The organism is Nocardiopsis sp. NPDC058789 (genome assembly GCF_042745575.1).
GTDB lineage: Bacteria > Actinomycetota > Actinomycetes > Streptosporangiales > Streptosporangiaceae > Nocardiopsis > Nocardiopsis eucommiae.
In genome coordinates, this window is record NZ_JBHYOW010000002.1 from 232,465 (window position 1) to 254,743 (window position 22,279).

Annotated in this window: 21 protein-coding genes and 1 tRNA gene; 8 read left to right on the forward strand and 14 right to left on the reverse strand. The window is 73.2% G+C overall.

Annotated elements, in window-relative coordinates; genetic code table 11:
* Window positions 1–17: 17 nt before the first annotated feature.
* From ACFW3L_RS03155 to ACFW3L_RS03165, 3 genes are read left to right on the forward strand one after another with little or no spacing between them, the layout of a single operon-like run.
* Window positions 18–575 (forward strand): nitroreductase family protein, encoded by a 558-nt coding sequence (locus ACFW3L_RS03155; protein WP_378735763.1) that lies wholly within the window; start codon window positions 18–20, stop codon window positions 573–575.
* Entirely contained in the window at window positions 556–873 is a 318-nt protein-coding gene (locus tag ACFW3L_RS03160; RefSeq protein ID WP_378735765.1) for a DUF6092 family protein, read from the forward strand. The genes ACFW3L_RS03155 and ACFW3L_RS03160 overlap by 20 nt, the downstream gene beginning before the upstream one ends.
* Window positions 857–1,588, forward strand: a complete 732-nt coding sequence (locus ACFW3L_RS03165) for a tRNA-dependent cyclodipeptide synthase (RefSeq protein ID WP_378735767.1) — start codon at window positions 857–859, stop codon at window positions 1,586–1,588. Before ACFW3L_RS03160 ends, ACFW3L_RS03165 begins: the two co-directional genes overlap by 17 nt.
* A gap of 39 nt (window positions 1,589–1,627) precedes the next feature.
* Here the strand turns inward: ACFW3L_RS03165 and ACFW3L_RS03170 are convergent, their stop codons facing one another.
* The 3 genes from ACFW3L_RS03170 to ACFW3L_RS03180 form a co-directional block, all read right to left on the reverse strand.
* Window positions 1,628–2,686 (reverse strand): methyltransferase, encoded by a 1,059-nt coding sequence (locus ACFW3L_RS03170; protein WP_378735769.1) that lies wholly within the window; start codon window positions 2,684–2,686, stop codon window positions 1,628–1,630.
* A 124-nt stretch (window positions 2,687–2,810) separates the two neighbouring features.
* On the reverse strand, window positions 2,811–4,193 hold the full coding sequence (locus tag ACFW3L_RS03175; RefSeq protein WP_378735771.1) for an NAD-dependent succinate-semialdehyde dehydrogenase: 1,383 nt from the start codon (window positions 4,191–4,193) through the stop codon (window positions 2,811–2,813).
* A 230-nt stretch (window positions 4,194–4,423) separates the two neighbouring features.
* Window positions 4,424–5,818 (reverse strand): hypothetical protein, encoded by a 1,395-nt coding sequence (locus ACFW3L_RS03180; RefSeq protein WP_378735773.1) that lies wholly within the window; start codon window positions 5,816–5,818, stop codon window positions 4,424–4,426.
* Window positions 5,819–6,042: 224 nt separating this feature from the next.
* Here ACFW3L_RS03180 and ACFW3L_RS03185 point away from each other — a divergent pair, with 224 nt between their 5' ends.
* Together ACFW3L_RS03185 and ACFW3L_RS03190 are read left to right on the forward strand one after the other, a co-directional pair.
* Window positions 6,043–7,356, forward strand: a complete 1,314-nt coding sequence (locus ACFW3L_RS03185; RefSeq protein WP_378735775.1) for a molybdopterin-dependent oxidoreductase — start codon at window positions 6,043–6,045, stop codon at window positions 7,354–7,356.
* On the forward strand, window positions 7,353–7,790 hold the full coding sequence (locus ACFW3L_RS03190) for a hypothetical protein (protein ID WP_378735777.1): 438 nt from the start codon (window positions 7,353–7,355) through the stop codon (window positions 7,788–7,790). Before ACFW3L_RS03185 ends, ACFW3L_RS03190 begins: the two co-directional genes overlap by 4 nt.
* A gap of 19 nt (window positions 7,791–7,809) precedes the next feature.
* Here ACFW3L_RS03190 and ACFW3L_RS03195 read toward each other — a convergent pair whose 3' ends face one another.
* The 9 genes from ACFW3L_RS03195 to ACFW3L_RS03235 form a co-directional block, all read right to left on the reverse strand.
* The gene (locus tag ACFW3L_RS03195; protein WP_378735779.1) at window positions 7,810–8,481 is read right to left on the reverse strand and encodes a class I SAM-dependent methyltransferase; all 672 of its coding nucleotides are present in this window, start codon (window positions 8,479–8,481) and stop codon (window positions 7,810–7,812) included.
* A complete protein-coding gene (locus tag ACFW3L_RS03200) occupies window positions 8,478–9,110 on the reverse strand; it encodes a DUF2064 domain-containing protein (RefSeq protein ID WP_378735781.1) in 633 nt (210 codons plus the stop codon). Before ACFW3L_RS03200 ends, ACFW3L_RS03195 begins: the two co-directional genes overlap by 4 nt.
* Window positions 9,107–9,805, reverse strand: a complete 699-nt coding sequence (locus ACFW3L_RS03205) for a glycosyltransferase family 2 protein (RefSeq protein ID WP_378735783.1) — start codon at window positions 9,803–9,805, stop codon at window positions 9,107–9,109. The genes ACFW3L_RS03200 and ACFW3L_RS03205 overlap by 4 nt, the downstream gene beginning before the upstream one ends.
* 88 nt (window positions 9,806–9,893) lie before the next feature.
* The gene (locus tag ACFW3L_RS03210) at window positions 9,894–10,961 is read right to left on the reverse strand and encodes an NAD-dependent epimerase/dehydratase family protein (protein ID WP_378735785.1); all 1,068 of its coding nucleotides are present in this window, start codon (window positions 10,959–10,961) and stop codon (window positions 9,894–9,896) included.
* A gap of 65 nt (window positions 10,962–11,026) precedes the next feature.
* Window positions 11,027–11,695, reverse strand: coding sequence for a GPP34 family phosphoprotein (locus tag ACFW3L_RS03215; protein ID WP_378735787.1), 669 nt, complete (start codon window positions 11,693–11,695; stop codon window positions 11,027–11,029).
* Between the two features lie 125 nt (window positions 11,696–11,820).
* Entirely contained in the window at window positions 11,821–13,017 is a 1,197-nt protein-coding gene (locus ACFW3L_RS03220) for a DUF418 domain-containing protein (RefSeq protein WP_378735788.1), read from the reverse strand.
* Between the two features lie 355 nt (window positions 13,018–13,372).
* Window positions 13,373–13,459 (reverse strand) — tRNA-Ser (locus ACFW3L_RS03225).
* Between the two features lie 183 nt (window positions 13,460–13,642).
* Window positions 13,643–15,547, reverse strand: coding sequence for an ATP-binding cassette domain-containing protein (locus ACFW3L_RS03230; RefSeq protein WP_378735790.1), 1,905 nt, complete (start codon window positions 15,545–15,547; stop codon window positions 13,643–13,645).
* A gap of 320 nt (window positions 15,548–15,867) precedes the next feature.
* Complete coding sequence (locus ACFW3L_RS03235) at window positions 15,868–16,395, reverse strand: SigE family RNA polymerase sigma factor (RefSeq protein WP_378735793.1); 528 nt, start codon at window positions 16,393–16,395, stop codon at window positions 15,868–15,870.
* 460 nt (window positions 16,396–16,855) lie between these two features.
* Here ACFW3L_RS03235 and ACFW3L_RS03240 point away from each other — a divergent pair, with 460 nt between their 5' ends.
* Window positions 16,856–17,827: a hypothetical protein gene (locus tag ACFW3L_RS03240; RefSeq protein ID WP_378735795.1), complete on the forward strand. Its 972-nt coding sequence runs from the start codon at window positions 16,856–16,858 to the stop codon at window positions 17,825–17,827.
* Between the two features lie 3 nt (window positions 17,828–17,830).
* Entirely contained in the window at window positions 17,831–18,820 is a 990-nt protein-coding gene (locus ACFW3L_RS03245; protein WP_378735797.1) for a MauE/DoxX family redox-associated membrane protein, read from the forward strand.
* Here the strand turns inward: ACFW3L_RS03245 and ACFW3L_RS03250 are convergent.
* Window positions 18,795–19,451 carry a hypothetical protein gene (locus ACFW3L_RS03250; RefSeq protein WP_378736184.1) on the reverse strand — a complete coding sequence of 219 codons (657 nt, stop codon included), beginning with the start codon at window positions 19,449–19,451 and terminating at the stop codon, window positions 18,795–18,797. The two genes, ACFW3L_RS03245 and ACFW3L_RS03250, sit on opposite strands and share 26 nt — an antisense overlap.
* Before the next feature lie 171 nt (window positions 19,452–19,622).
* On the opposite strand from ACFW3L_RS03250, the gene hisC reads away from it, so the two are divergent.
* Window positions 19,623–20,705: a histidinol-phosphate transaminase gene (hisC, locus tag ACFW3L_RS03255; RefSeq protein WP_378735799.1), complete on the forward strand. Its 1,083-nt coding sequence runs from the start codon at window positions 19,623–19,625 to the stop codon at window positions 20,703–20,705.
* A 76-nt stretch (window positions 20,706–20,781) separates the two neighbouring features.
* Here hisC and ACFW3L_RS03260 read toward each other — a convergent pair whose 3' ends face one another.
* Window positions 20,782–22,047 carry a transcriptional regulator gene (locus tag ACFW3L_RS03260; protein ID WP_378735801.1) on the reverse strand — a complete coding sequence of 422 codons (1,266 nt, stop codon included), beginning with the start codon at window positions 22,045–22,047 and terminating at the stop codon, window positions 20,782–20,784.
* Between the last annotated feature and the right edge of the window lie 232 nt (window positions 22,048–22,279).

Below are 22,279 nucleotides of genomic sequence, written 5' to 3' on the forward strand. Positions count from 1 at the left end.
CACTACAGAGAGTTGGTATGGCTGTGGCGGCCGAAGAACCGGGGCTCCCCTCCGATGGCCGGGCCTCCCAGGCGCTCCACGTCCTGACCACGAGAAGGGCCGTCCGCTCCTTCACCGACAGACCCGTGGACGACGACCTCCTGGAACCCCTCCTGGACGCCATGGTCGCGGCCCCCTCCGCGTCCAACAAGCAGGCGTGGGCCTTCGTCACCGTTCGCCGTCCGCGCACCCTGAAACTGGTGCACGCCTTCTCTCCCGGCATCATCGAGCGCCCGCCCCTGGTCGTGGCGGCCTGCTTCGACCGCTCCCGGTCGGTGGGCGGCGGCGCCTGGGACGAGGGCATGCTCTGCGTCTCGATGGCCGTGCAGAACCTGCTGCTCGCGGCGCACGCCCTCGGTCTGGGGGGCTGTCCCTCCGCCAGCTTCCGGAAGGGCCCCGTCAGCAGGTTCCTCGGACTTCCCGAACATCTCCTGCCACTGCTCCTGGTGTCGATCGGGCACCCGGACCGAACCCCCGAGACCGCGCCGAGGCGCGATCGGAACGAGGTGATCAGCCATGAGTACTGGGGCGAATGACGACCGCGTCGGAGAGGAGCTGGCGCTGCTCGCGGCGTACCTGCTGAGCAGCGGCAGAGGGCTTCTGGAGGAACCGGAGGCGTACGGCCCGCTCCGCTGCCTCGACGCCGCCCGCCGTGTCCTCGCCCTGCGGTCCGGGTTCGGCTACCCGGACAGTCCGGAGCTGACCGCCCTGCGCGCCAGCCTGGACGACGTCATGTGCGGGGCGATGGCCGACCGGGAACTGGACGTGCTGCTCGACGAGCTGTGCGACCGGCTCGCCGCCGCCCTGGAGGAGCCCGGTGCCGTATCCGCCTGAGTCGACGCTGCCGCAGGGCCCCGGCCCCGAGGGGGAGATCCGATCTCCGGAAGGCGCCGAGGACGTGTTCCGCGCGAGCCCCTTCACCCCGAGCTGCGGGCTCCTCGTGGAGCGCGGCGACCACGCCCTCATCGGGATCAGCGCGGGCAACGGCTACTTCAGCCAGCAACGGCTCGCCCAGCTCCTCACCTGGACGGGCCACCGGTTCACCGCCGTGGACCTCCTCTACGCGGACCTGCACCTCGACACGATGTACCTGGCGTCGGGCGACGACGGGGCGCACGCCGCGCGCAGGACCGCCCGGGCCCTCCGGGACGTGCGGCGCCGTGTGCGGCGTGCCGTGGAGGCGGCCTCCGACGTGCCCGCCAGGGTGCGCGTCCTGGCCCTGTCGGAGACGGTCGACCTGCCGGGTTACCGGTCGGCACTGGAACGGGTCGACCGGCGGATCGGGGAGGACCCGAGGGTCCGGCGGGCGTGCGAGGAGCACGTCCGCCGGGTCGTCGGCGGCGGTGTCGCGGCGCCGGACGCCCGTTTCGCGGCCGGGATGTCCTACCTGCGCGCCGAACTGCCCTTCCTGCTCAGCACACCCGAGGTGCTGTCGGTGCCCTCGTCGGTGTGCTGCTACCACGAGCTCCTGCCGCTCCTGGTCGAACTGGGAGGGGACACCTCCTGTCTCCATCCGGGGCAGGGGCACCTCGTCCTCCAGCCGAGATAGGCGCGTGGGGCGGGGGCGGTCGGCGACCCGCCCCACGGGTCACACGGGACGCACGTCCATCACGGACTCCCCGTCGGGCACCCGGTGCACGGAGCGCAGGACCAGGCCCACCTCGGCGAACAGCTCCTCGTACTCCTCCGCCGAGCGCAGCGGCGCCCCGTAGAGCACGAACATGCTCAGGCTGATGGCCTCGACGAACGCGCTCGGCCGGTCGCGCTCCGGGAGGTGGCCCACGATCAGCAGCCGCGAGCCCGCCGACATCGCCGCCCGGACGTTGGCCAGGATGCGGACCGCGTCGCGGTCGGACCAGTTCTGCATCACCCGCGCCATCACGTAGACGTCGGCCCCCTCCGGGACCCCCTCGAAGAAGCTGCCGCCCACCACCGAGCACCGGTCGTCCACCCCCGCGTCGCGCAGCAGCGCCGGTGCCCCCGCCACCACCTCCGGCAGGTCGAAGAGGGTCCCGGTCGCGCCGGGGCGGGCCCGCAGGACGGCGGCGAGCGTGGCGCCCTCCCCGCCGCCGAGGTCCACCACCGTCCCGGCGTCCTCCAGGTCGGCGGCGCGCAGCAGGGTTCCGGCGGGGGTGGAGGCGTTCATGGCCCTGTTGAACACCTCCGCCGCGTCCTGGTTCTCGCTCAGGTAGTCGAAGAGCGCGCTGCCGGTGTGGATCTCGAACGCGGCGCGGCCCGTGCCCACCGACCGGCCCAGGCGGGTCCAGGCCTGGAAGAGGTCCCCGTACGTGCACATGCGGAACAGGTCGCGCAGGCCCAGGGGGTCGTCGGGGCGCAGGTGGTTCCCGGCGGGGCTCAGCGCGAACACCCCGGGCGCGGTCTGCACCACGAGCTCGGCCGCCGTCACCGCGCGCAGGACCACGAGCAGGCGCTCCTCGGGAACCCCGACCTCCCGTGCCAGCTCCGAGACGGGGCGCGGCCCGTCCGACATCCGCTCCACCACGCCCAGTTCGACCATCGCGGAGACCGCGTGGATCAACATGGCCGAGGAGACGATCCTCGACAGGGGCGCCTCCGTGCGCTGCCCCGCGACCGGGGACCCGTTCATCCGTCCCACACTGACCGCGACGTCGTCAGCCTCACTCACCGCGACACCTCTCCCCTCGTCGTATGACAGTCACAGGAAGTGACGATGCCAGGTGACAGGGGTGGCCGGTGGGGTTTTCGGAGAGCCGCGCGGGGCCGCGCGGCCCTCAGCGCCCCGCGACGGGCTATCCGGTCGGCATCACGGTGATGAGCTTCTTGTTGACGAACTCCTGGATGCCCGCGGCGGAGAGCTCCTCTCCGTAGCCGGACCTCTTGGTACCGCCGAACGGCAGGGTCGGCCGGGTCCAGGTGGGGTGGTTCACGAAGACCATGCCGGTGTCGATCCGCCGGGCGACGTCCGCCCCGTGCGCGACGTCCTCGGTGAACACCGACCCGCCCAGACCGAAGGTGGAGTCGTTGGCGATCCGCACCGCGTCGTCCTCGTCCTCCGCTCGGAAGAAGAGCGCGACGGGGCCGAAGAACTCCTTGTCGTAGACCGGGTTGTCCCTGGTGATGCCGGTGATGATCCTCGGCTGCGCGAACGCACCCTGCTCCGGCACGGGATCGCCCGGCGTGATGACCGTCGCGCCGTGCGCCTCGGCCTCGTCCACGAGTTCCTGGAGGTCGTCGGCGGCGCTCTGCGACGAGAGCGGAGGGAGGGTCGTGCCGGAGTCGAACGGGTCACCCGCCCGCAGCCGCGCGAACCCCTCGCCGAAGCGGCGCAGGAACTCGTCCGCCACCTCCTCGACGACGATGATCCTCTTCGAGGCCACGCAGCTCTGACCGGCGTTGTTGAGCCGCCCCCAGAGGGCGCGTTCGACGCTGAGGTCGAGGTCGGCGTCGGCCAGGACGATGAGGGCGTCGCTCCCCCCGAGTTCGAGGGTGCTCTTCTTCAGCTGCTCGCCCGCGTGGGCCGCGACACTGGAACCCGCCCCCTCGCTGCCGGTGAGGGCGACGCCGCGCACGCGCGGATCCCTGATCGCCCGGGTGACCTGGTCCTTGTTGGCGTAGACGTTGGTGTAGGCGCCCTCGGGTGCACCGGCCTCCCGGAAGAGGGACTCGAAGGCCGCGGCCGACTGCGGGACGATCGAGGCGTGCTTGACCATCACGACGTTCCCGGCCATGAGGTTGGGCCCCGCGAACCGCGCCAGCTGGTAGTAGGGGAAGTTCCACGGCTGGACACCGAACAGCACCCCGATCGGATCGCTGACGACCACCGCCTCACCGGCCTTCGGGTCCTCGGTCGCCACCCTCTCGGGAGCCAGGAACTCCTCGGCGTTCTCCGCGTAGTAGTCGAGGATCGAGGCCGCGAGTTCCACCTCGCCCCGGCTCTCCTCGAACAGCTTGCCCATCTCCAGCGTGAGGAGCCGGGCGAAGTCGTCGGGTCGTTCGCGCAGGATCGAGGCGGCCCGCCGCACGACCGCCCCGCGCTCTTCGAAGGACCTGGTGCGCCACGACTCGAAGGTCCTCTGGGCGGTGCCGATGGCACGGTCCAGCTCCTCGTCCCCGATCTCCGCGAACGTCGCCAGGGTCTCGTTCGTGTAGGGGTTCGTGGTCGCGTAACCCATGGTGTTTCCCTCCGGTCGTGTTCCCAGCCAGAAGCAGGAGCAGAGCCTTCGAGGAGCTCCCGTGCCCTCCGGACGGGTTCGGTCTCGTAGGGGACCCTGCTCGCTCGGAGGGGAGCCCGAAACATGCCTTTTGCCGCTTTAAGTCCTCTTTGCGAGGCCGTGTGTCGTCGTCGGTGCGCGGCCCGGCCGGTTCGGGTGCACGGGACGAACCCGAGGGGCGGTCCGCGCCGTCACCACCCGGTGAGGAGCAGATGGTTGACCATGAGGGCCGTGGCCGCCTGCACGGCGAGCCAGGCACGCCGGTGGCCGGTCGGCAGGAGGGCGACGGCGGGGACGATCCACAGCACGAACGGCAGCCAGATGCGTTCGGTCTCGCCCTTGCTCATCCCGGACAGGGTCGCGGCGGCGACCGCGCAGAGCGCGGCGGTCACCAGCAGGGCCACCGCCGCGTCCTCCCGTGAGGGTGCCCGGCGCAGTCCCCGCACCGCCTCCGGAACCCGGGCCAGTGCCCGGCGGGCCCCCGCCACGGCAGCCAGCCCCGCCGTCACGCACACGGTGGCCAGGTTCGCCCACACCCAGTAGCCGTAGGGGCGGACCGCCGCCACCCCCTGGTAGTAGCGCTCCACGAGCAGCTGGTACCCCTCCCACCACCAGAAACCCGCGGCGGTGAAGGCGGCGGCCACCGCGAGGGCGCCCCCCAGCGCGTAGGGGAGGGGGCGCGCGTTCCGCGCGCACAGGAGCACGGCCACGGCCAGGAGGCCGATGAGCACGAGTCCGTACGACAGGTACACCGACCACCCCAGCAGCACCCCCGCCGCCAGCGCGGCGGAGCGCGGCGCACGGGCCCCGGGTGCCGCCGCCACGGCGAGCAGTGCCAGCCCCCACGCGGTGACCGCCGCGAAGTAGCCGTCCGCCGAGACCCCCACCCAGACGGCGGCGGGCACCACGACCAGGAACGGGGCCGCCCGGCGGGCCGCGCCCTCCGCGCCGAGCGCGCGCAGGGCCACCAGGACCGCCGCCGAGGCCGAGGCGCCGACCACCACGCACCAGATCCCGGCCCACGCCCCACCGCCCAGACCGATCCGGTCCAGGGCGACGAACGTCAGGACCGCGCCCGGCGGGTGCCCGGCCACGTGCGTGGGCCAGTTGTCCGGCTGCCCCACCAGCACGTGCTCGGTGAACGTGCTCAGGGCGGCGCCCACGTCGTGGAACCGGTCGACCGAGGCCAGGTACTCGTGGGGGGAGAGGAGGCGGTCGGCGATCCCGCGCCGCCAGCCGTCGACGAGCGCGAGGGCGGTGGTCCACAGGACGGAGGCGCCCCAGACGGACCACACCAGGGGCCGCCACGGCAGGGACCGCGCCACCACGGGCCCGTACAGGACCACCGCCGCCGCCAGGACGAGGGCGGGGAACGTGCCGGGGCCGGTGTGGGGGAGCCACGTCGCGTACAACGGCGGCCAGGCCACGTACAGGACACCGTGGGCGTCCTGGATCCGGGTGCCGACCACGGCGGCGGTCGTGAAGAGGAGCACGGCCAGGGCGGCCACGACCAGGTCGGTGCGGAACGGGGCGCGGTCCGTGTCGGCCCCGCCCCGGACCCTCCTGTGGAGTTCGGGCTGCGTCACGCCGTCACCGTAGGTCAGGTGCGCCCCCGTGGCCCGGTTGTGCCGGGGCGTGTCGCGGAGCCCGGTGTGATGCGGTCTGACCAGCGGTTCGGGTGACACACCGCGAGGACGGTGTTGCGGCCCTGACCGAGGGGCGCGGCCTAGCATGACCGCGAGCCGGCCCGTCGGACCGAGAGGCGACCGATCGCGTGAACGAGGACGACCAGGGTGGGGGGACACCTCCGGTGTCCCCGGGCGATGACGGAGGCGAGCCCGGGGCGCGGGGCGGGCGGCTGCGGGGACTCCTGCGGGACGGACCCCCCTTCGGACCCACCCGGCCCGGTTTCTGGCGCAGCCCCTCGCGCGGTCCGTGGCTGACGTCGCTGCTGGGCTCGGTCCTGCTCGTCGGGCTCCCGATCCTGTTCGTCACCGGTCTGCTCTCCTACGCGGCCTACAACCCGGACCTGGGACCCAACGACAAGACCCCCGACAAGGGCCTGCTCGGGTTCTACCTCTTCCCTTGGCCCACCGATCCCCCGTGGCTCTACCGCCTCACCCAGGGCGTGCACGTCACGCTCGGGATCGCGCTGGTCCCCGTGCTCCTGGCCAAGCTGTGGTCGGTCGTGCCGCTCCTCTTCCGCTGGCCGCCGGTCGCCTCCGCCGCCCAAGCGCTCGAGCGCCTGACCGTCCTGTTCCTGGTGGGCGGCGCGCTGTTCGTCTTCGCGACCGGCATCCTCAACATCCAACTGGAGTACCTCTTCCCCGGCTCCTTCTACCCCCTGCACTTCTACGGAGCCTGGGTGTTCGTCGCGGCCCTGTTCTCCCACGTCGTGCTGAAACTGCCGACCGTGGTGCGGGAGCTGCGCGCACGCGGACTCCGCCAGGCACTGGAGCACCGGGGCCGCGCGGAGCGGGGCGACCTGGTCGCGCCCGACCCCGACCCGGCGGCGGCGTCGCGCCGCACCCTGCTCGGCGCGGTGGGCCTGGGCTCGCTGGCGCTCCTGCTGACGACGGTCGGGCAGAGCCTCGGGGGCGCGCTGCGGCCGACGGCGGTCCTGGCTCCGCACGGGAGGCTGCCCGGAGAGGGCGCCGACGGATTCCCGGTGAACACGACCGCCGCCTACGCGGGCGTCACCGAGGCCGACACCGGCCCCGACTGGCGGCTGACCGTACGCGGGGAGGGACGGGAGGTGGTGCTCACCCGGCGGGAGCTGCTCGACCTTCCCCAGCACCGGTCCGCGCTGCCCATCGCCTGTGTGGAGGGGTGGTCCACACGGAACCTCGACTGGGAGGGCGTGCGCCTGGCCGACCTCGCCGCGCTGGTCGGAGCCCACGGGCCGCCCGGGGTCCTCGTGGAGTCGGCGCAGACCTCCGGGTCCTTCGCCAGCGCCGCGCTCCGCGACAACCAGGTCGCGGACCCCCGCTCACTGCTGGCCCTGCGCGTCGACGGGGCGGACCTGACGATCGACCACGGGTACCCGGCCCGGGTGATCGTGCCCGCGTGCCCGGGCGTGCACAACACCAAGTGGGTCACCCGGCTCAGCTTCGGTGCGGTGTGACCGCGCTCGTGCGCCGCGCGTACGGCGCCTCGCCCTGGCACCTGCTCCTGATGGTCGGCGTTCTGGCCCTCGTCGCCTACGCGGGCACGCGCCTGCTGCACGGGGGAGACCCGTGGGGCATCGCGCTCTGGTTCGTGGGCGCCGCCCTGTTGCACGACCTCGTCCTCGTCCCGGCCTACACGCTGGTGGGCCGGGCCCTCCGGCTGGTCGGACGCGGGCACCTCGTGCTGGTCCCTGCGGTCGCCTCCGGGCTCCTGCTCCTGGTCTACCTCCCGCTGATCCTCGGGCCCTCCCACACCTACGTCGCCAAGACGGGACTGACCGGTGAACCGTTCGCCGCACGGTGGCTCCTGGTCAGCGCAGCGCTCTTCGCGGCCTCGGCGGCGGTGGGAGCGGTCCGGCACCGGCGGGCGCGCCGGGACCGCGCGGCCTGACGACGGCCCGGACCACGGTTCAGCGGGGCGCGCGCAGCGCCGCGAACCAGCGCTCCCGCACCTGCCAGGAGTCCGACCACCGCCATCCGGCGCCCTCCGCGTAGGAGCGCAGGGCGGGGAGTCCCAGCCGCGCCCACATGAAGGGGGCTCCCGGCTTCCCCCGACCGTCGGTGACCTGCACGGTCACGCACTCGTGGACGTCCGGGTCGGCGGTCTCGACGATGAGCAGCCCCCGGGGCGACACGAGTTCGCGCATCCGCGCGAGCAGCGCAGACGGGGTCCCGCCGATCCCGATGTTGCCGTCGATCAACAGCGCGGTGTGCCAGCGGCCCTCCTCCGGCAGGGGGTCGAACACCGAGGCGCGCACCGCTCGCCCGCCCGCCTCGACCACGCGGGAGACGGCCACCGGGTTCGTGTCCACGCCCAGCGCACGGTGCCCCCGGGAGGCGAGCGAGAGGACCATGCGGCCGGGGCCGCAGCCCGCGTCGAGGGTGTCGCCCTCGGCGCGCTCCAGCACGCTCTCGTCGGCGGCGTCCGTCTCCCCGCACCACCGCTCGACCTCCAACGGGAGCATCCACCCGTCGGACCTGCGCAGGTACAGGGGGCCGTGCCCGTTGGCCAGCGCCCGGGTGTACGGGTCGCACAGCCACGGGGCCGCCCTGGTACCGACACCCGTCTCCGGCGCGCTCACGACCGGACCCCCGTTCCGACGGCCCTGCCGAAGCGGCTCCCGGGCACCAGCCGGGCCACCGTGGCGGCGTCCCGTGGCGTGTCCACGTCACTGAGCACGTCCAGGTCGCCCACGCGCAGCCCCGCGTCCAGCAGCCGCGCTCTCTGGAGGCGCCCGGTACGCGGGGTGGACATCGGTACGCCGCGCACCAGTCCGGGATCGGGGTCGGCCATCCCGAGCGCCCAGAACCCGCCGTCCTCGCTCGCGCCGAACCACGCGTCGGTGTGCTCCCAGGAGGCCAGAGCGGGCGCCAGGTGCCCGGCGGTGACCTGGGGCGTGTCCATGCCGATCAGCAGGGAGGGTCCCGTACACAGGGAGAACGCGTGCGCGATCCGTTCGTCCAGGCCACCGCCCGACTGCGGGACCACCTCGAACCCCGAGTCCGGCAGCCAGGGGCCCGGCCGCCCCTCCAGCACCAGGAGACGCCGTCGCGCCGGGAGCGAGCGCACCGTGTCGAGCGTGTCCGCCAGCGCGGCCTCCGCGATCGCCGCGGCCTCCTCGGGCGAGTACTCCGGTGTCAGCCTCGTCTTGACCCGGCCGGGGACCGGTTCCTTGGCGATCACCAGCAGGGTCGTGGTGGCCGGGCTCATCGCTCCCCTTCCCTCGTGCGCGCCCCGGTCGGCGGTTCGCGCAGCACCGAGGTCATGTCGCGCACGGCGGTCCAGGTCCCGCGCCAGGTCCCGGTCACCTTGGACGCCCCGGACCTCGGCAGGTAGGGGACGTCCACCTCCGCGATGCGCCAGCCCGCGTCGGCGGCCCGCACGACCGTCTCCAGGGGGTAGCCCGAGCGGCGGTCGATCATCCCGAGCCCCACCAACCCCGACCGGCGGGCGGCGCGCATCGGGCCGATGTCGCGGACCCGCACCCCCGTCCGCGAGCGCAGCATCCGGGCGACGGCGGCGTTGCCGACCCGCGCGTGCGGCGGCCAGACACCCCTGCGGGTGGGACGGCGCCGCCCCAGGACCAGGTCCGCCTCACCCCGCCGCACCCGGTCCACCAGCCCGGGGAGCAGGCCCGGGTCCAGGGAGGCGTCGCAGTCGCAGAAGCAGACGTACTCGGCGGTGGCGGCCGACAGACCCGCGTGGCACGCCGCTCCGAAGCCCCGGCGCGACTCGGGGACGACCACGGCCCCCAGCTTCTCGGCGACGGCCGCCGAGTCGTCGGTCGAGCCGTTGTCCACGACGATCGCCCGCCAGCCCGGCGGGACGCGTTCCATGACCCAGGGGAGCGCGGCGGCCTCGTTCAGACAGGGGAGCACCACGTCGACCGGGGCTGGTTCGTTCACGTGAGGTTCGTTGATCACCCTGGTTACGTTACGAAGCGATAAAGGGACAGCCAGTGAAGGCGCTCACGACACGCGGGCGTATCGGTCATCACCCCGGAACGCCGGTGCCGACCGATCCCCGCAGCTCGGAGCGGGCGAACTCCGCCATGCCCTCCGCGAATCCGACCCTCGGACGCCAGGACAGCTCCTGGACCAGCCGGTCCGAGGACGCCGTGATGTGCCGGACGTCCCCGAGCCGGTACTCGCCGGTGACCACGGGGGCGGGTCCGCCGTGCGCGTCCGCCAGCGCCCGGGCCATCTCCCCGATGGTGTGCGGGGTGCCGCTCCCGGTGTTCAACGCGGACAGCGCGCCCTCGGCCCGGTCCGGCAGCGCCTCCAGCGCCGCCACGTTGGCGCGGGCCACGTCCCGCACGTGCACGAAGTCGCGCCGCTGGCGGCCGTCCTCGAACACACGCGGCGCCTCGCCCCGGGCCAGCGCCGACCGGAAGAAGGAGGCCACCCCCGCGTAGGGGGTGTCGCGGGGCATGCCCGGGCCGTAGACGTTGTGGTAGCGCAGGGACAGCGCCCGCCCGCCCACCGCGCGCGCCCACGACGCGCACAGGTGCTCCTGCGCCAGCTTGGTCGTCGCGTACACGTTCCGGGGGTCGCTCGGCGCGTCCTCCCGCACCAGACCGGGGACGAGCGCGGTCCCGCACCGGGGGCACGGGGGGTCGAACACCCCGGCCCGGAGGTCGGCCTCCGCCCGCGGCCCGGGGCGGACGTCGCCGTGCTCGGGACAGGTGTACCGGCCCTCCCCGTAGACGACCATGGAACCGGCCATCACGACGTGGCGGACCCCGGCCCGTGCCATGGCCGCCAGGAGGACCGCCGTGCCCAGGTCGTTGCAGCCCACGTAGTCGGGCGCGTCCAGGAAGTCCGCCGACCCCAGGCCGACCATGGCCGCCTGGTGGCAGACCGCGTCCACCCCCCGCAGCGCCCGCTCCACGGCCGCGCCGTCCCGGACGTCGGCCACGACGTCCACGGGCGCCCCCTCGCGCCCCGCGTGCGCCAGCGGAAGGTAGGCGTCGAGGGTCACCGCCTCGTGCCCGGCCAGGCGGAGTTCCTCCGCCACCCGCGATCCGATGAACCCGGCCCCACCCGTGACAAGTACGCGCATGGGGTCAACCTACGCCGCGTGTCGGGTCCGTGACCTCCTGTGGCGCGGTGAGTCGCGGGGGTCGGTCACCGCGTCGCGAGCACGCTGGAGACGACCATGGCGTTGATGACGACGGCCGTGTTCGCGCGGATCACCGCTGAGGCCGCCGCCCCCGCGCCCCAGTCGCCCCGCTCCAACTCCTGCGCCCGACCGAACACGGCCGAGTTCCAGGGGATCCGCCGGTCGAGGTGGGGAAGCGTCCCGCTGGCCGACACCAGGGCGGTCACCGCCGCGACGTGCTCGGTGGGTTCGGTCCGGTCGACCAGGACGGAACGCATCCGTTCGAAGAGTTCCTCGTGCCGGCCGGAGCGGCCGAGCGTGAGGACGGTTCGGGGGATGAAGCCCAGCGCCCTCCGGTCGTCGCGCTCGACGTGCCCCCGCTCCACCAGGCGGTCCAGCAGCGTGGCCCGGAGTCGCGGTCCGATCGCGGCGATCACGGTGTGCACACTGTGCGGCTTCCTGTCGACGTAGTCCCACGCGGACCTCAGCACCTCGTCGGTCGGCGCCACGGATCCCGCGTGCACCACGGACCCGCGCACCGTGACGTGGTCGCGCAGGGCCAGCTCGGTGAGGACCGCGCCGCCCAGCACGTAGTACAGGACGTTCTCACCCGCGATCGTCCCCGAAGCGGGCTGGAAGAGCATGAGGAGGACGTCCTCCGCGATCAGGGCGTGTCCTCCGGGGGTCTCCGACACGAGCGGTGCCCTCCTTGGCGTCGTCCGGTCCGGTCACGAGCCGGGAGGCCCGCCGTACCCCGATCCAAGCAGTCCGGGCACCCGCGGGACAGTGGCGCCGCGTCACCCCCGCACATGACGTGGCGTCACCCCGGGGCCTCCGCCCCGAGGGGCGCTGGCTGGGTCCGTGCGGGTTCCGCGGTTCGATACGTCAGGTACCTCAGGAGGGCCTCGGCCGGTCCGCGCCGTCCCGCGCGGCGGAGGACGTCCGCCATGACCACTGTGACGGCCCACGTGACGACGGCGACCCCGGCGGCGGACGCGGCGCCCAACGCACCCGCCAGGCCGAGCAGCGAGGGTTCGGTGGCCACCAGCCACACCGGAGACTGGGCGATGTAGAAGGTCATCGACCGGCGGCCGCACGCGACCAGCGCCGTCGTCACCGGCCCGCGCCGGTCCCCGATACGCGCCGCGACGAGCGCGATGGCCGCAGCGAAGGCCAGCCCGCCGACGATGCCGGTCGCCGCGAACGAGACCAGGGCCAGCGCACCGACCCCGGTTGTGCTCGGCGTCCACAGACCCACGGCCTGGAGGGCGACCGGCTGCGCGCCCAACACGGCCACGGGGAACCCGATCACGACGGTACGGCGCAGGAGTGGCCCGTGGAGGTCGGGCCGTTCCAGGACACGCGTCCGGGCGGCCCAGACCCCGATCAGGGCCGAGGGGACCACGGACAGGGCGGCGACCGGCAGCAGGGGGAGCACCGTGATCCGCAGCAACGCGCTGTCCAGGAGAGTGGCTCCCACGGCCAGCGGCGCGTCGCTCCCGGCGACCAGCTGGAGTGCGGTGGTGGCGGCCGTCCCCAGCACGAGGGCGGTCACGGACACCCACCACAACCGACGGCCGGACCAGGACACCACCCCGGCGAGGACCAGGGCGAACGCACCGTAGGCCCCGATGACGTCACCGCTGTAGAGCAGGACGACGTGGGCGGCTCCGAACACCACCAACCAGAGGCCGCGTCGGCGGATCAGTCGCCGCCCCTGCGCGGGGTCCCCGGAGTGACGCCGGGTCATCTGCACGAGGCCGTACCCGAAGAGGAGCCCGAACAGAGGCGCGGACCGCCCGTCGACGAGCGACGTGAGCAGCCACTGGACGGCGACGTCGACCGCGCCGCCGCCCGCTGGCGCGGTGAACGAGAGACCGCCCGCGTGCAGCATCCGGGAGTGCGCGAGGGCGATGAGCAGCAGCATCATCCCCCGTGCCAGGTCCGGGGCGAGCAGGCGTTCGGAGTGCGGTGTCGGAGCGGATGGTCCGACCGGGAGGTGACCGGCTTTGGGCATGCCTCCGACGCTAGAGACGCGGGCCGGCGCCGCACATCGTACGAGCGGTTCGGTTCACCCGACCAAAGTCGGAACCCCGAGCTCCCCAAGTCTCAGCACCAGAACCCGATCCCCGGATCCCTACGCGAGGACTGCTTCCTCCGCTGAGTTCGGCCCCAGTCGCCCAGCGGCCCTGCCGAGCGTCCTCGGGGGCCCGGAGAACGGAGCTCGCCACGCTCATGTCGATTGGTGGCGGTTTCTGGTTCGTCGTCGGTGGGGCTGGGGGTGGGGGCTGCCTGACGTGGATCCCGCGCCAGCTGACTCCGGACACGACGAAGGGGCCCCTACCACGTGGGCAGGAACCCCTTCTGACCGGCGGAGGATATGGGATTTGAACCCATGAGGGGGTTGCCCCCCAACCGCATTAGCAGTGCGGCGCCCTAGGCCTCTAGGCGAATCCTCCTGGCTGCGACCAGCCTACAGAGCGGCGGGGCACTGCGCAAAACGAATCCCCTGCGAGGAGGGGCCCGGGGTGGCGGGGCCCCTCCCACCTCAGGTCAGGGGGTGCGGGGCTCCGGCACGGCGGGGGTTCGGTAGGCGCTGGCCTGAAGCTCCCACAGCTCCCGGTACAGGCCGTCCTCTTCCATCAGTTGGGCGTGCGTGCCCTGGGCGACCACCCGGCCACGTTCGAGCACCACGATGTGGTCCGCCATCCGCACCGAGGCCAGCCGGTGCGTGATGAGGACCACGGCCGCGCCCGTGCGGCGGGCGTGGGCGTGCACGGACTCGAAGAAGCCGTGCTCGGCGCGGGCGTCCATGGCGGCGGTGGGCTCGTCCGCGATGAGCAGGGGCACCGCGTTCCCGTCGTCGCCCCGGTAGAAGGAGCGCGCCGCGGCGAAAGGGAAGTCACTGCGCCGAAGGCGTCGTTTGAGGGTGGTGGAGGGCGACGGGCGGGCCATTGACCGCCGGAGGGCTCCACACCGTGGGCGAAGCGTTTGTCCAACAGGGTCTCCCAACCGTTCCGGAAGCCGGCGACCACGCTGTCGGCCCGCGACGCGGCCGCTGCCCGGGCGAAGCGTTCCGCGCACCGGGCGCTGCTCATCACGGTGTTGCCGCGCGCGGTCAGCGGCCAGTGGGTGTGGTCCTGGGCGATGACCGCGATCTGCTCGCGCAGGCTCACCCCGTCCACGCCGGACAGGTCGGTGCCGTCCCAGCACACGCTGCCCTCCTGGGGCGTGTACAGCCCCGAGAGCAGCTTGGCCAGAGTGCTCTTGCCGGAACCGTTCTCCCCGACCAGCGCCACGGTCCGCCCCCGGTGGAGGGTGAGGTTGACGTCCTCCAGAGCGGGGCCCTCCCCGGAGGGGTAGCCGAAGGTGAGGTTCCGCAGTTCGACGCGCTCGAACCCCGAGGGGGCGGGCACCAGGCCGGGGCGCGGGAGGCGGGTGCGGGCCTCCTGCCGGAAGGCCGCGTAGTCGGAGAAGTACAGCCCCGACTCGTAGACGCCGGTCACCGCGTACAGGGCGCTGCTCAGCGCGCCCTGGGCCACGCGGACCGCGACGACGGCCGCCCCGGCGACCGCGATCGGCACCACCCCCTGCACCAGGAGGACGGCCAGCACCGCGAAAACCCCCGCCGTCACGAGTCCGCTGGCGGTGTCCCCGACCAGGCGGACCACCGACTGGCGGGTGGCCAGCTTCAGGTGGACGTCCAGCTCACGCCGGGCGATGCGGTCGAACCCGGCGAGGAGGTTCCGCTCCATGGTGAACGAACGCACCTCGGCGGCGCTCTCCCGCGCGGTCATGAGCTGCTCCAGCATGTGCTTGCGGCGTCGCCCCTCCGTGAAGGCGAGCACCATGCGGTACCGCATGCGCGCGGACGCGGCCGCCCCCCACCACTGGGGGACCATCGCCAGCAGCAGGAGCGGGACGAGGGACGGGTGCAGCGCGGTCAGGACCCCGGCCGCCGCGACGATCCCCACCAGTCCGGCGAGCAGGTCCGTGGTCTGGCGGACCAGCTCCCCGGCCTCGTCGCACCCCCGGGTGTGGGAGCGGAACAGGTGGTCGTGGAAGTCGCTGTCGTCAAAGGCCCGAAGTTCCACGGAGGTGGCGTCCGCCAGCAGGCCGTGTTGGGCGGCCAGGACCACCTTCGGGGTGAGACGGGCCCGGGCCCGGCCGGCGAGAGCCCCGCAGCCGCCCCGCGCCACCAGGGCCAGGGCGAGCATGAGGAGTGAGGGGAGCGCGGCGGCGACCCGGGCCGGGGTGGGTACCTCCGCGAAGAGTTCCGCGAGCACGGAGGTGGTGGCGACCAGCGCCCAGGCGGTCGTCGCTCCGCTGCCGAGGGTGAAGAGGACGGTGGCCAGCAGGTCGCGTGGGCCGCTCCTCCAGGCCAGCACGACGGCCTGGCCGACGAGCACGGGCATGCGGCGGGCGATCCGGAACCAGGAGGCCCCGGCCATCTCTCCGTGGTGCCTGATCCACCGGGGCGGGGCGAGTTCGGGCAGGTCGAGACCGTCCTCGGGGCCGGGGTCCTGAGGGGCGTGGGTGGTGCGCACGGCGGTTCCTCCTGGAGGTCGGGCGGGTTCGGCGGTGCCGATCATCGCCCGGGAGCACGAAGCTCCGGGGTGCGTCCGACGGTTGCGGACGGACCGGATCGCGGTCCGGTGGGAGGGCCCGTGCGGTGGGGCAGGAGACGGAGGCGCGGGCGGCGGACTGGATCCCGGGGGAAAGTCGCGATCCGAATACCTGTACGAATCGGCCGCGCGCAAAGCTTCGCCGGAGGCCGCCGGTGGCGGGCGGCCCGGTGTCCGCAAACCCTCGGGTGCCCGGGCGGCGGGGTGGAGACCGGGTGGCCTGGTCTCCGGCCATCCCCGGGTCAGGAGGTGGTGCGCTCGATGACGAGGTCGGCGTCGCCGCGCAGCTTCTCCACGGCCCGTGACAGGGTGCTCTTGACGGTGCCGATGGTGACGCCCATGCGCTCGGCTATCTGGGCCTCGGTGAGGTCCTCGTAGTAGCGCAGCACCACCGTGGCGCGCTGCCGGGCGGGCAGGCGTTCGATGGCGCGGCCCACCACGTCGGCCAGGTCGCTGCGCCAGGTGGGGTCGTCCAGCCGCTGCTCGGGGATCTCGTCGGTCGGGTAGACGTCCAGGCGCTTGCGGCGCCACTCGGAGATCTGGGTGTTGACCATGGCCCGCCGCACGTAGCCGTCACGGGCCCGGGGGTTGGCGATGCGTCCCCAGGAGAGGAAGGTCTTGACCAGCGCGGCCTGGAGGAGGTCCTCGGCGTCCGCGTGGCTGTTGGTGAGGGAGCGCGCCATGCGGAGCAGGGCCGGTCCGCGTTCGGACACGTAGTCGCTGAACTCCTCGGGCCTGGGTGTCCGTGTCGTTCCGTTCACGCCCGTCACCGCCCCGCGTGCCGTCCCCGTGCGCACCGCCCGTGCGGTCCGCCCTGGACTCTCACTCTCACACAGCGAACGCAAACCCCCAGGAACCTGGACACCACGTGCCGACAAACCGCACGAAGGGCGAACAAACCCTCGTGCGATTGTGTGGAGGACGAACCGGGGGACGGGGTCGGGCGTGTCGGCGCGGGGGAGTTCGCGGGGGGCGTCCGGAGCGTGCGGAGTACCTGGAGGACACAAAGTGTGTACAAATGCTTGCGTGCGGTGACGCCGTGTCGCGGCTGGGCGGAGGCGAGTTCTCCCCTGTCCGCAGGCGATGGAGTCCCCCCGCCCCGGCGTGGCGCCCCGGGAGCGGACGGTCGACACGAACCGGCACGTGTCGGCGTGTGAGCGGGCGTTTCGGGAGGCGGGGGAGACAATGGGCACAGACGGACGAGTCGGTCTGCAAGGGGGCGTGAAGGACATGTCAGTGATCACGGACAGCGGTCGGGACCGTCGGCGGTTCACCGCCGCCGTGCTCGGTGCCAAGGTCGTACCCGAGCCCACACCGGTCCACCACCGCGTCACGCGCGGCGTGGTGGTCGACGCCACCTCGTACATGCTCTGCGTGGCCACGCCCAAGGGGGAGGAGCGGTTCCTCTACGAGCGCGTCACCTCCTTCTGGCGCGGCGACGAGGTCCCGCCGACCGAGCTGCGCCCCGGCGACGACGTCGTGGTGCTGTGCTCCCACGACGGACGACTGGTCGCCGAACGCGTCTGGGCCCAGCCCGCCCGCGCCACCGGCCTCATCACCGACAAGGAGGGCGACGCCCTCAGCATCGACCCCGGACACGGCCGCCCCCGCCTGACCGTGCTCCTGCCCTACCGCTCCTCCGGACGCATCGGGGTGCGCCACCCCAGGCTCGAACCGGGCTACCTCTTCGACGCCGTCGGTGTCTGGCGCGGCGGCGAGATCGTGGCGACGCGGCCGGTCACCACCCAGCCGCCCTACCCGTTGAGCTCCACTCCGCGCCGCCCGCGCACGCGCGAGCACTCCACGACCGTCACCGGGATCGCCACCTGGTACGACCCCGCTTGGGGGCGTTCCAGCCACCTGGACCCGCGGGCCGTGGTCGCGGGGGCCGCCTACCCGGCGCTCGACCGGGCGGGGCACGAGGGCGCCTGCGACCGCCGCACCCCCTGCGTCCCGCTGCCGCTGCTGTCCACCGGCGCCACGCTCAGCCTCCGCAACGACTGCACCAGGGACACCGCCGTCGTCCCCGTCGTGGACTGCGCCGCCGCCGACAGCTGGCTGTGCGACCTGTGCCCGGCCTGCGGGAGCCAGAGCGCGGGTCGTCTCGCCTCCCTCACCATGACCTCCTTCGTCGCCCTCGGCGGGCGACTGGAGGCGGGCTGCTTCAACGCGACCATGACCGTCGCCCACCAGGAGGGATGACCCATGTTCCCGGAGGTTCTCGACGCGGTCCGCGAGGTCCAGCTGCCGCTCCTCGCGGCCCTGCTCCTGCTCGGCGCGGCGGCCAAGGCCAGCCCGCGCGCGGCCGGGACGGGCGTGTCCGTCCTGCTGCCCGAGCGCCTGCGGCGCCCCGTCACACTCGCCACCTGCCTGCTGGAGGCGGCCCTCGCGGTGGCCCTGCTGACCGCGACCGGCCTCCTCGGCGAGGCGGCCCGGGTGCTCACCGCCCTGGTGTTCGCGGTGTCCGTGGCCCTGCTGCTGGTGGCCCGCCGCCGCGACCCCGAGGCGGGGTGCGGATGTTTCGGCGGCCTGAGCCGGACGCCGATCGGCTGGCGCACGCTCACCCGTGCGGGCCTGCTCGCGGCGGGCGCGGCCGCGACGGTCGGGCTGGCCCCCACCGGCTGGGAGGTGGCCTCGGCCCCCACCGCGACCCACGGGGTGGTCCTGGGCGTGCAGCTGGTCCTGCTCGCGCTGCTCAGCCCGGAGCTCCGCGAGGCGGCGCACCGGTTCGCCACCCGGGAGCCCTGCGAGGTGCGCGAGGTCTCCGAACGCCGGACCCGCCGCCGCCTGCGCGGCAGCGAGGTCTGGCGGACCAACGCCAGGGTCATGCTCAGGACCGAGCCCGAGGAGACGTGGCGGCACGGCTGCTGGAGGTTCCTCCGCTACGACGGCCTGCGCCACGGCCGCCGTGTGGACGTGGTGTACGCGGTGCGGGTCGACGGTCCGCGCCGGACGGGCGTGCGCGCGGTCCTGGTGGACCGGGAGAGCGGCGCGGTGATCGCGTCCTTCGGCGCGGTGACCACGCTGGACCTCCAGGGACCGCCGCGCAGGCTGCCCCGGCCGCGTGAGGCGGCCCGGCGGGACGAGGCCCAGGGCCGGGCCGGGGCCAGGCCCGGAACCCTGGCCAAGGAGTTCCCGGGCGAGTCCGGGCGTGGTCTCCCCGACGAGGTCAGAGCATCTGACCCTGTCGTTTGATGGCGGCCTCGGTGAAGTCCTGGAGGATCTGCTCGTAGTCCTCGGCCGCACCGGGGCCCATCACCGAGGTGGTGCCCAGCAGACCGCCGTTGCGGTACATGACGGTGTACATGTGGTTCTCGCCCCCGTCGTCACTGACCTGGATGGCGAAGGAGCGGGAGTCGTCGCCGACCGGGGGGACCTCCAGGTCGGTGATGCCGTACGCGGAGCTGCTGCCGTCCTCGTAGGTCGCGGTGTACTCGGCGCAGGAGTCCGGGGGCTCGACCGCCAGGGCCTCGGCGGCGGACTCCTCGTCGAGCTGGACGAGGATGTGCGAGACGTTGCCCTTCTCCCACTCGTAGGCGGCGACCGAGGTGGGGGCCTCGCGCACCGCCTCCAGGTCGGCCCAGCGGTTGGCGGCGTCCATGCACTCGGGCTTGTCCAGTTCGGTGGAGGCCCGGACCTCCTCCGAGTACTGCACTGTGACAAGCTCGGAGTAGGTTCCGGCCTCGCTGCTCTCGGGGAGCAGGGTCACGTCCCCGACGTTGATCGGCTGGGCGTCGTGCAGCTTGGCGGCGGCCTCGGCGTTGGGGTCGTCGCCCTGCCCCTCGTCCGTTCCGCCGCACGCGCTCAGGACGATCGCGGAGGTCAGCGCGATCGCGGCGGGCAGGGATACGCCCGCTGCGGAACGGGCAGAACGATGACGCAAACGCATGGTGGTATCTCCTCGTTTGTGCGATATTTCCGCTTGGAGCGGTGACCGACCCGGGCCTCCCATTGCTGAGAGTGTCGCGGGGTTAGCACAAAGTATTGAGGAAGGACAATGGTGTCGGAGTCGAAATCGCCATATCTGCGGGCGGTACTGGAGTCCATCCCCGCCTACAAGCCCGGGCTCAAGGTCGTCGGGCCCGACGGGCGTTCCGTCAAGCTGTCCTCCAACGAGAGCCCGCTCGGGCCGCTCCCGTCCGTGCGTGAGGCCGTCACCAGGGCCTCCGCCGAACTCAACCGCTACCCGGACCCGGGCGCCACCGAGCTCCTCACCCGGCTCGCCGCGCGCCTGGGCGTGCCCGAGGACCACCTCACGCTCGGCGCGGGCTCCGTCGGCCTGCTCCAGCAGCTCCTGGAGGCCGTCGGGGAGCCGGGCGCCGAGGTCGTCTACGCCTGGCGCTCCTTCGAGGCCTACCCCCTGCTCGCGGAACTGTCCGGGGTCACCTCGGTCCGGGTACCCCTCAGGGACGAGACCCACGACCTCGAGGCGATCCTCCAGGCGATCACCGACCACACCCGCATGGTGCTGGTGTGCAACCCGAACAACCCGACCGGCACCGCCGTGCGGGAACGGGAGCTGGTCGACTTCCTCGACCGCGTCCCCGACCACGTGCTGGTCGTCCTCGACGAGGCCTACCGCGAGTACGTGCGCGACCCCGAGGTCCCCGACGGCGTGCGGCTGTACCGGGACCGGCCCAACGTCGCGGTCCTGCGCACCTTCTCCAAGGCCTACGGCCTCGCCGCCGTGCGCCTGGGCTACCTCGTCGGCCACCCCCACGTGGCCTCCGCCGTGGGCAAGACACTCGTGCCCTTCGCGGTCAACCACCTCGCCCAGGCGGCCGGGATCGCCTCGCTGGACGCCGAGGGCGAGCTCCTGGAGCGTGTGGAGACCACCGTGAAGGAGCGTGAGCGCGTCCGTGGCGCCCTCGTGGCCTCCGGGTGGACCGTGCCCCCCACCGAGGCCAACTTCGTGTGGCTGCGGCTGGATGAGGACACCCTCGACTTCGCGGCGGCCTGCGCCGAGGCGGGTGTCTCGGTGCGTCCGTTCGACGGCGAGGGCGCCCGCGTCAGCCTCGGCACTCCCGAGGAGAACGACGTGTTCCTCTCCGTCGCGACCGACTACCCCCGGCGCCGCTGACCCACGGACCCGGCGAACGCCGACGGGGGCGGCACCCACGTGTGGGAGCCGCCCCCGTCGGGCGTCACGAGCGGGCCTACTTGCCCGCGGCGTCCTTGTCCAGCTTCTCCACGATCAGCCGGTAGAGCTGGCGCGGGCGCCCGGGCTGGAGGGTGCGGTTGGGCGGCAGGGGCCAGGCCAGGCCCTCCTCCACCAGGGTGCGCAGCAGCCGCCGGGCGGTCCGGGAGGTGACCCCGAGCATGCGCCCGGCGTTCTCCGCGTCGACCACCAGCGGGCCGTCCTCCTCGGCGATCTTCTCCGAGAGGCGGACCAGGGTCTCGCGGCCCTTGGTGCGCAGGGGCTCCGACGACTGCCGGGCCGGGGCGCGCTGGGCCGGGACCAGCGAACGGCCCTCGCGGTCCACCGCGAAGCTCTGCCTGGAGGCCTGCGCCCGGTTGAGCGCCGCGCGGGCGTGGGACTCCGCGTCCTGGGTGGTCCGGCCCATGCCGATGCCCACCTCGATCGCGATGCCCAGCTCCGCCTTGATCCGCTCCACGAACGGGGGCTGCCGGAACCCCTCGGTCGCGGTCACCAGCGAGCCGCGCGTGGCGGTCACCATGAACGAGTGATCGTCCAGCCGGTGCGCCGTCGCGTTGATCCGGTGGGCCTCCTGGAGCAGCAGCCGGTGCAGGGACAGCCGCAGCTCCTCGCGCCAGTAGCGCGGGGTGGAACGCCGGGAGGAGTCGCGCAGCGTGGGCACGTCCACGACGACCACGCCGAGCTGGGCCTCCTCCAGGCGGTGGTGCGCGCCCAGCAGACCGGCGGTCTGGAGGGCGCTGCGCACACCCGCGTTGGTGGGCCGCAGCCGGATCACCGGAACCCCGATGGCCTCCAGGCGCTCGGCGACCCCGCGCACGCAGGTGATCGCCATCCTGGTCGCCTTGCGCCGCCACAGCCCCTCGTGGAAGGACGTGAGCTGGGCCGTGTTGGTCAGCTCCTCGTGCACGTGGATGCCGTCCACGGGCAGGTCGACCTCGGAGTAGGCCTCCACCACGTCGGCGCGGCTGAGCACGTCGAGGCTGGCTCTGGTCGGGTCGTAACGATCGTCCAGCGTCGCTCGGAGCAGCGCCTCGTGCAGGCTCGCCCCGCCGAGCGGCACGAAGGTCGCGGGCATGGTCAACACGCCGGCCTTCCGTGCGAACTCGTAGGGGACAGGACTGGCGAACAGGTAGGCGTCGATGGCCGACCCCAGCCTGACGACCTTGTCCGTCGCCTCCTGCTCGTCTCGGTAGGCGGCGGCGATGAGTCTGGCGTTCAGGGGACCAGTGGACCCCGGACCCATGAGCATGACCCGTTCGACCACCTCATGAGGTCCTATGACGCCGATCGTCAAATCGCCAGTACGCTGCGCACTCACCTCGGGTTGCTCCCCGCTACCATTCCACGCTCTTCACTATGTGCGCCCACTGGTTTCCCGACCCGATCTCTGTCACGGCATGATTGCCGAGATCGTACCCATTGTGCGGGGCCAAAGAAGATCGTTTTCCATATCAACGCCGAAAGCCCGGGTGGGAGGAAGCCCCCCACCCCGGCTT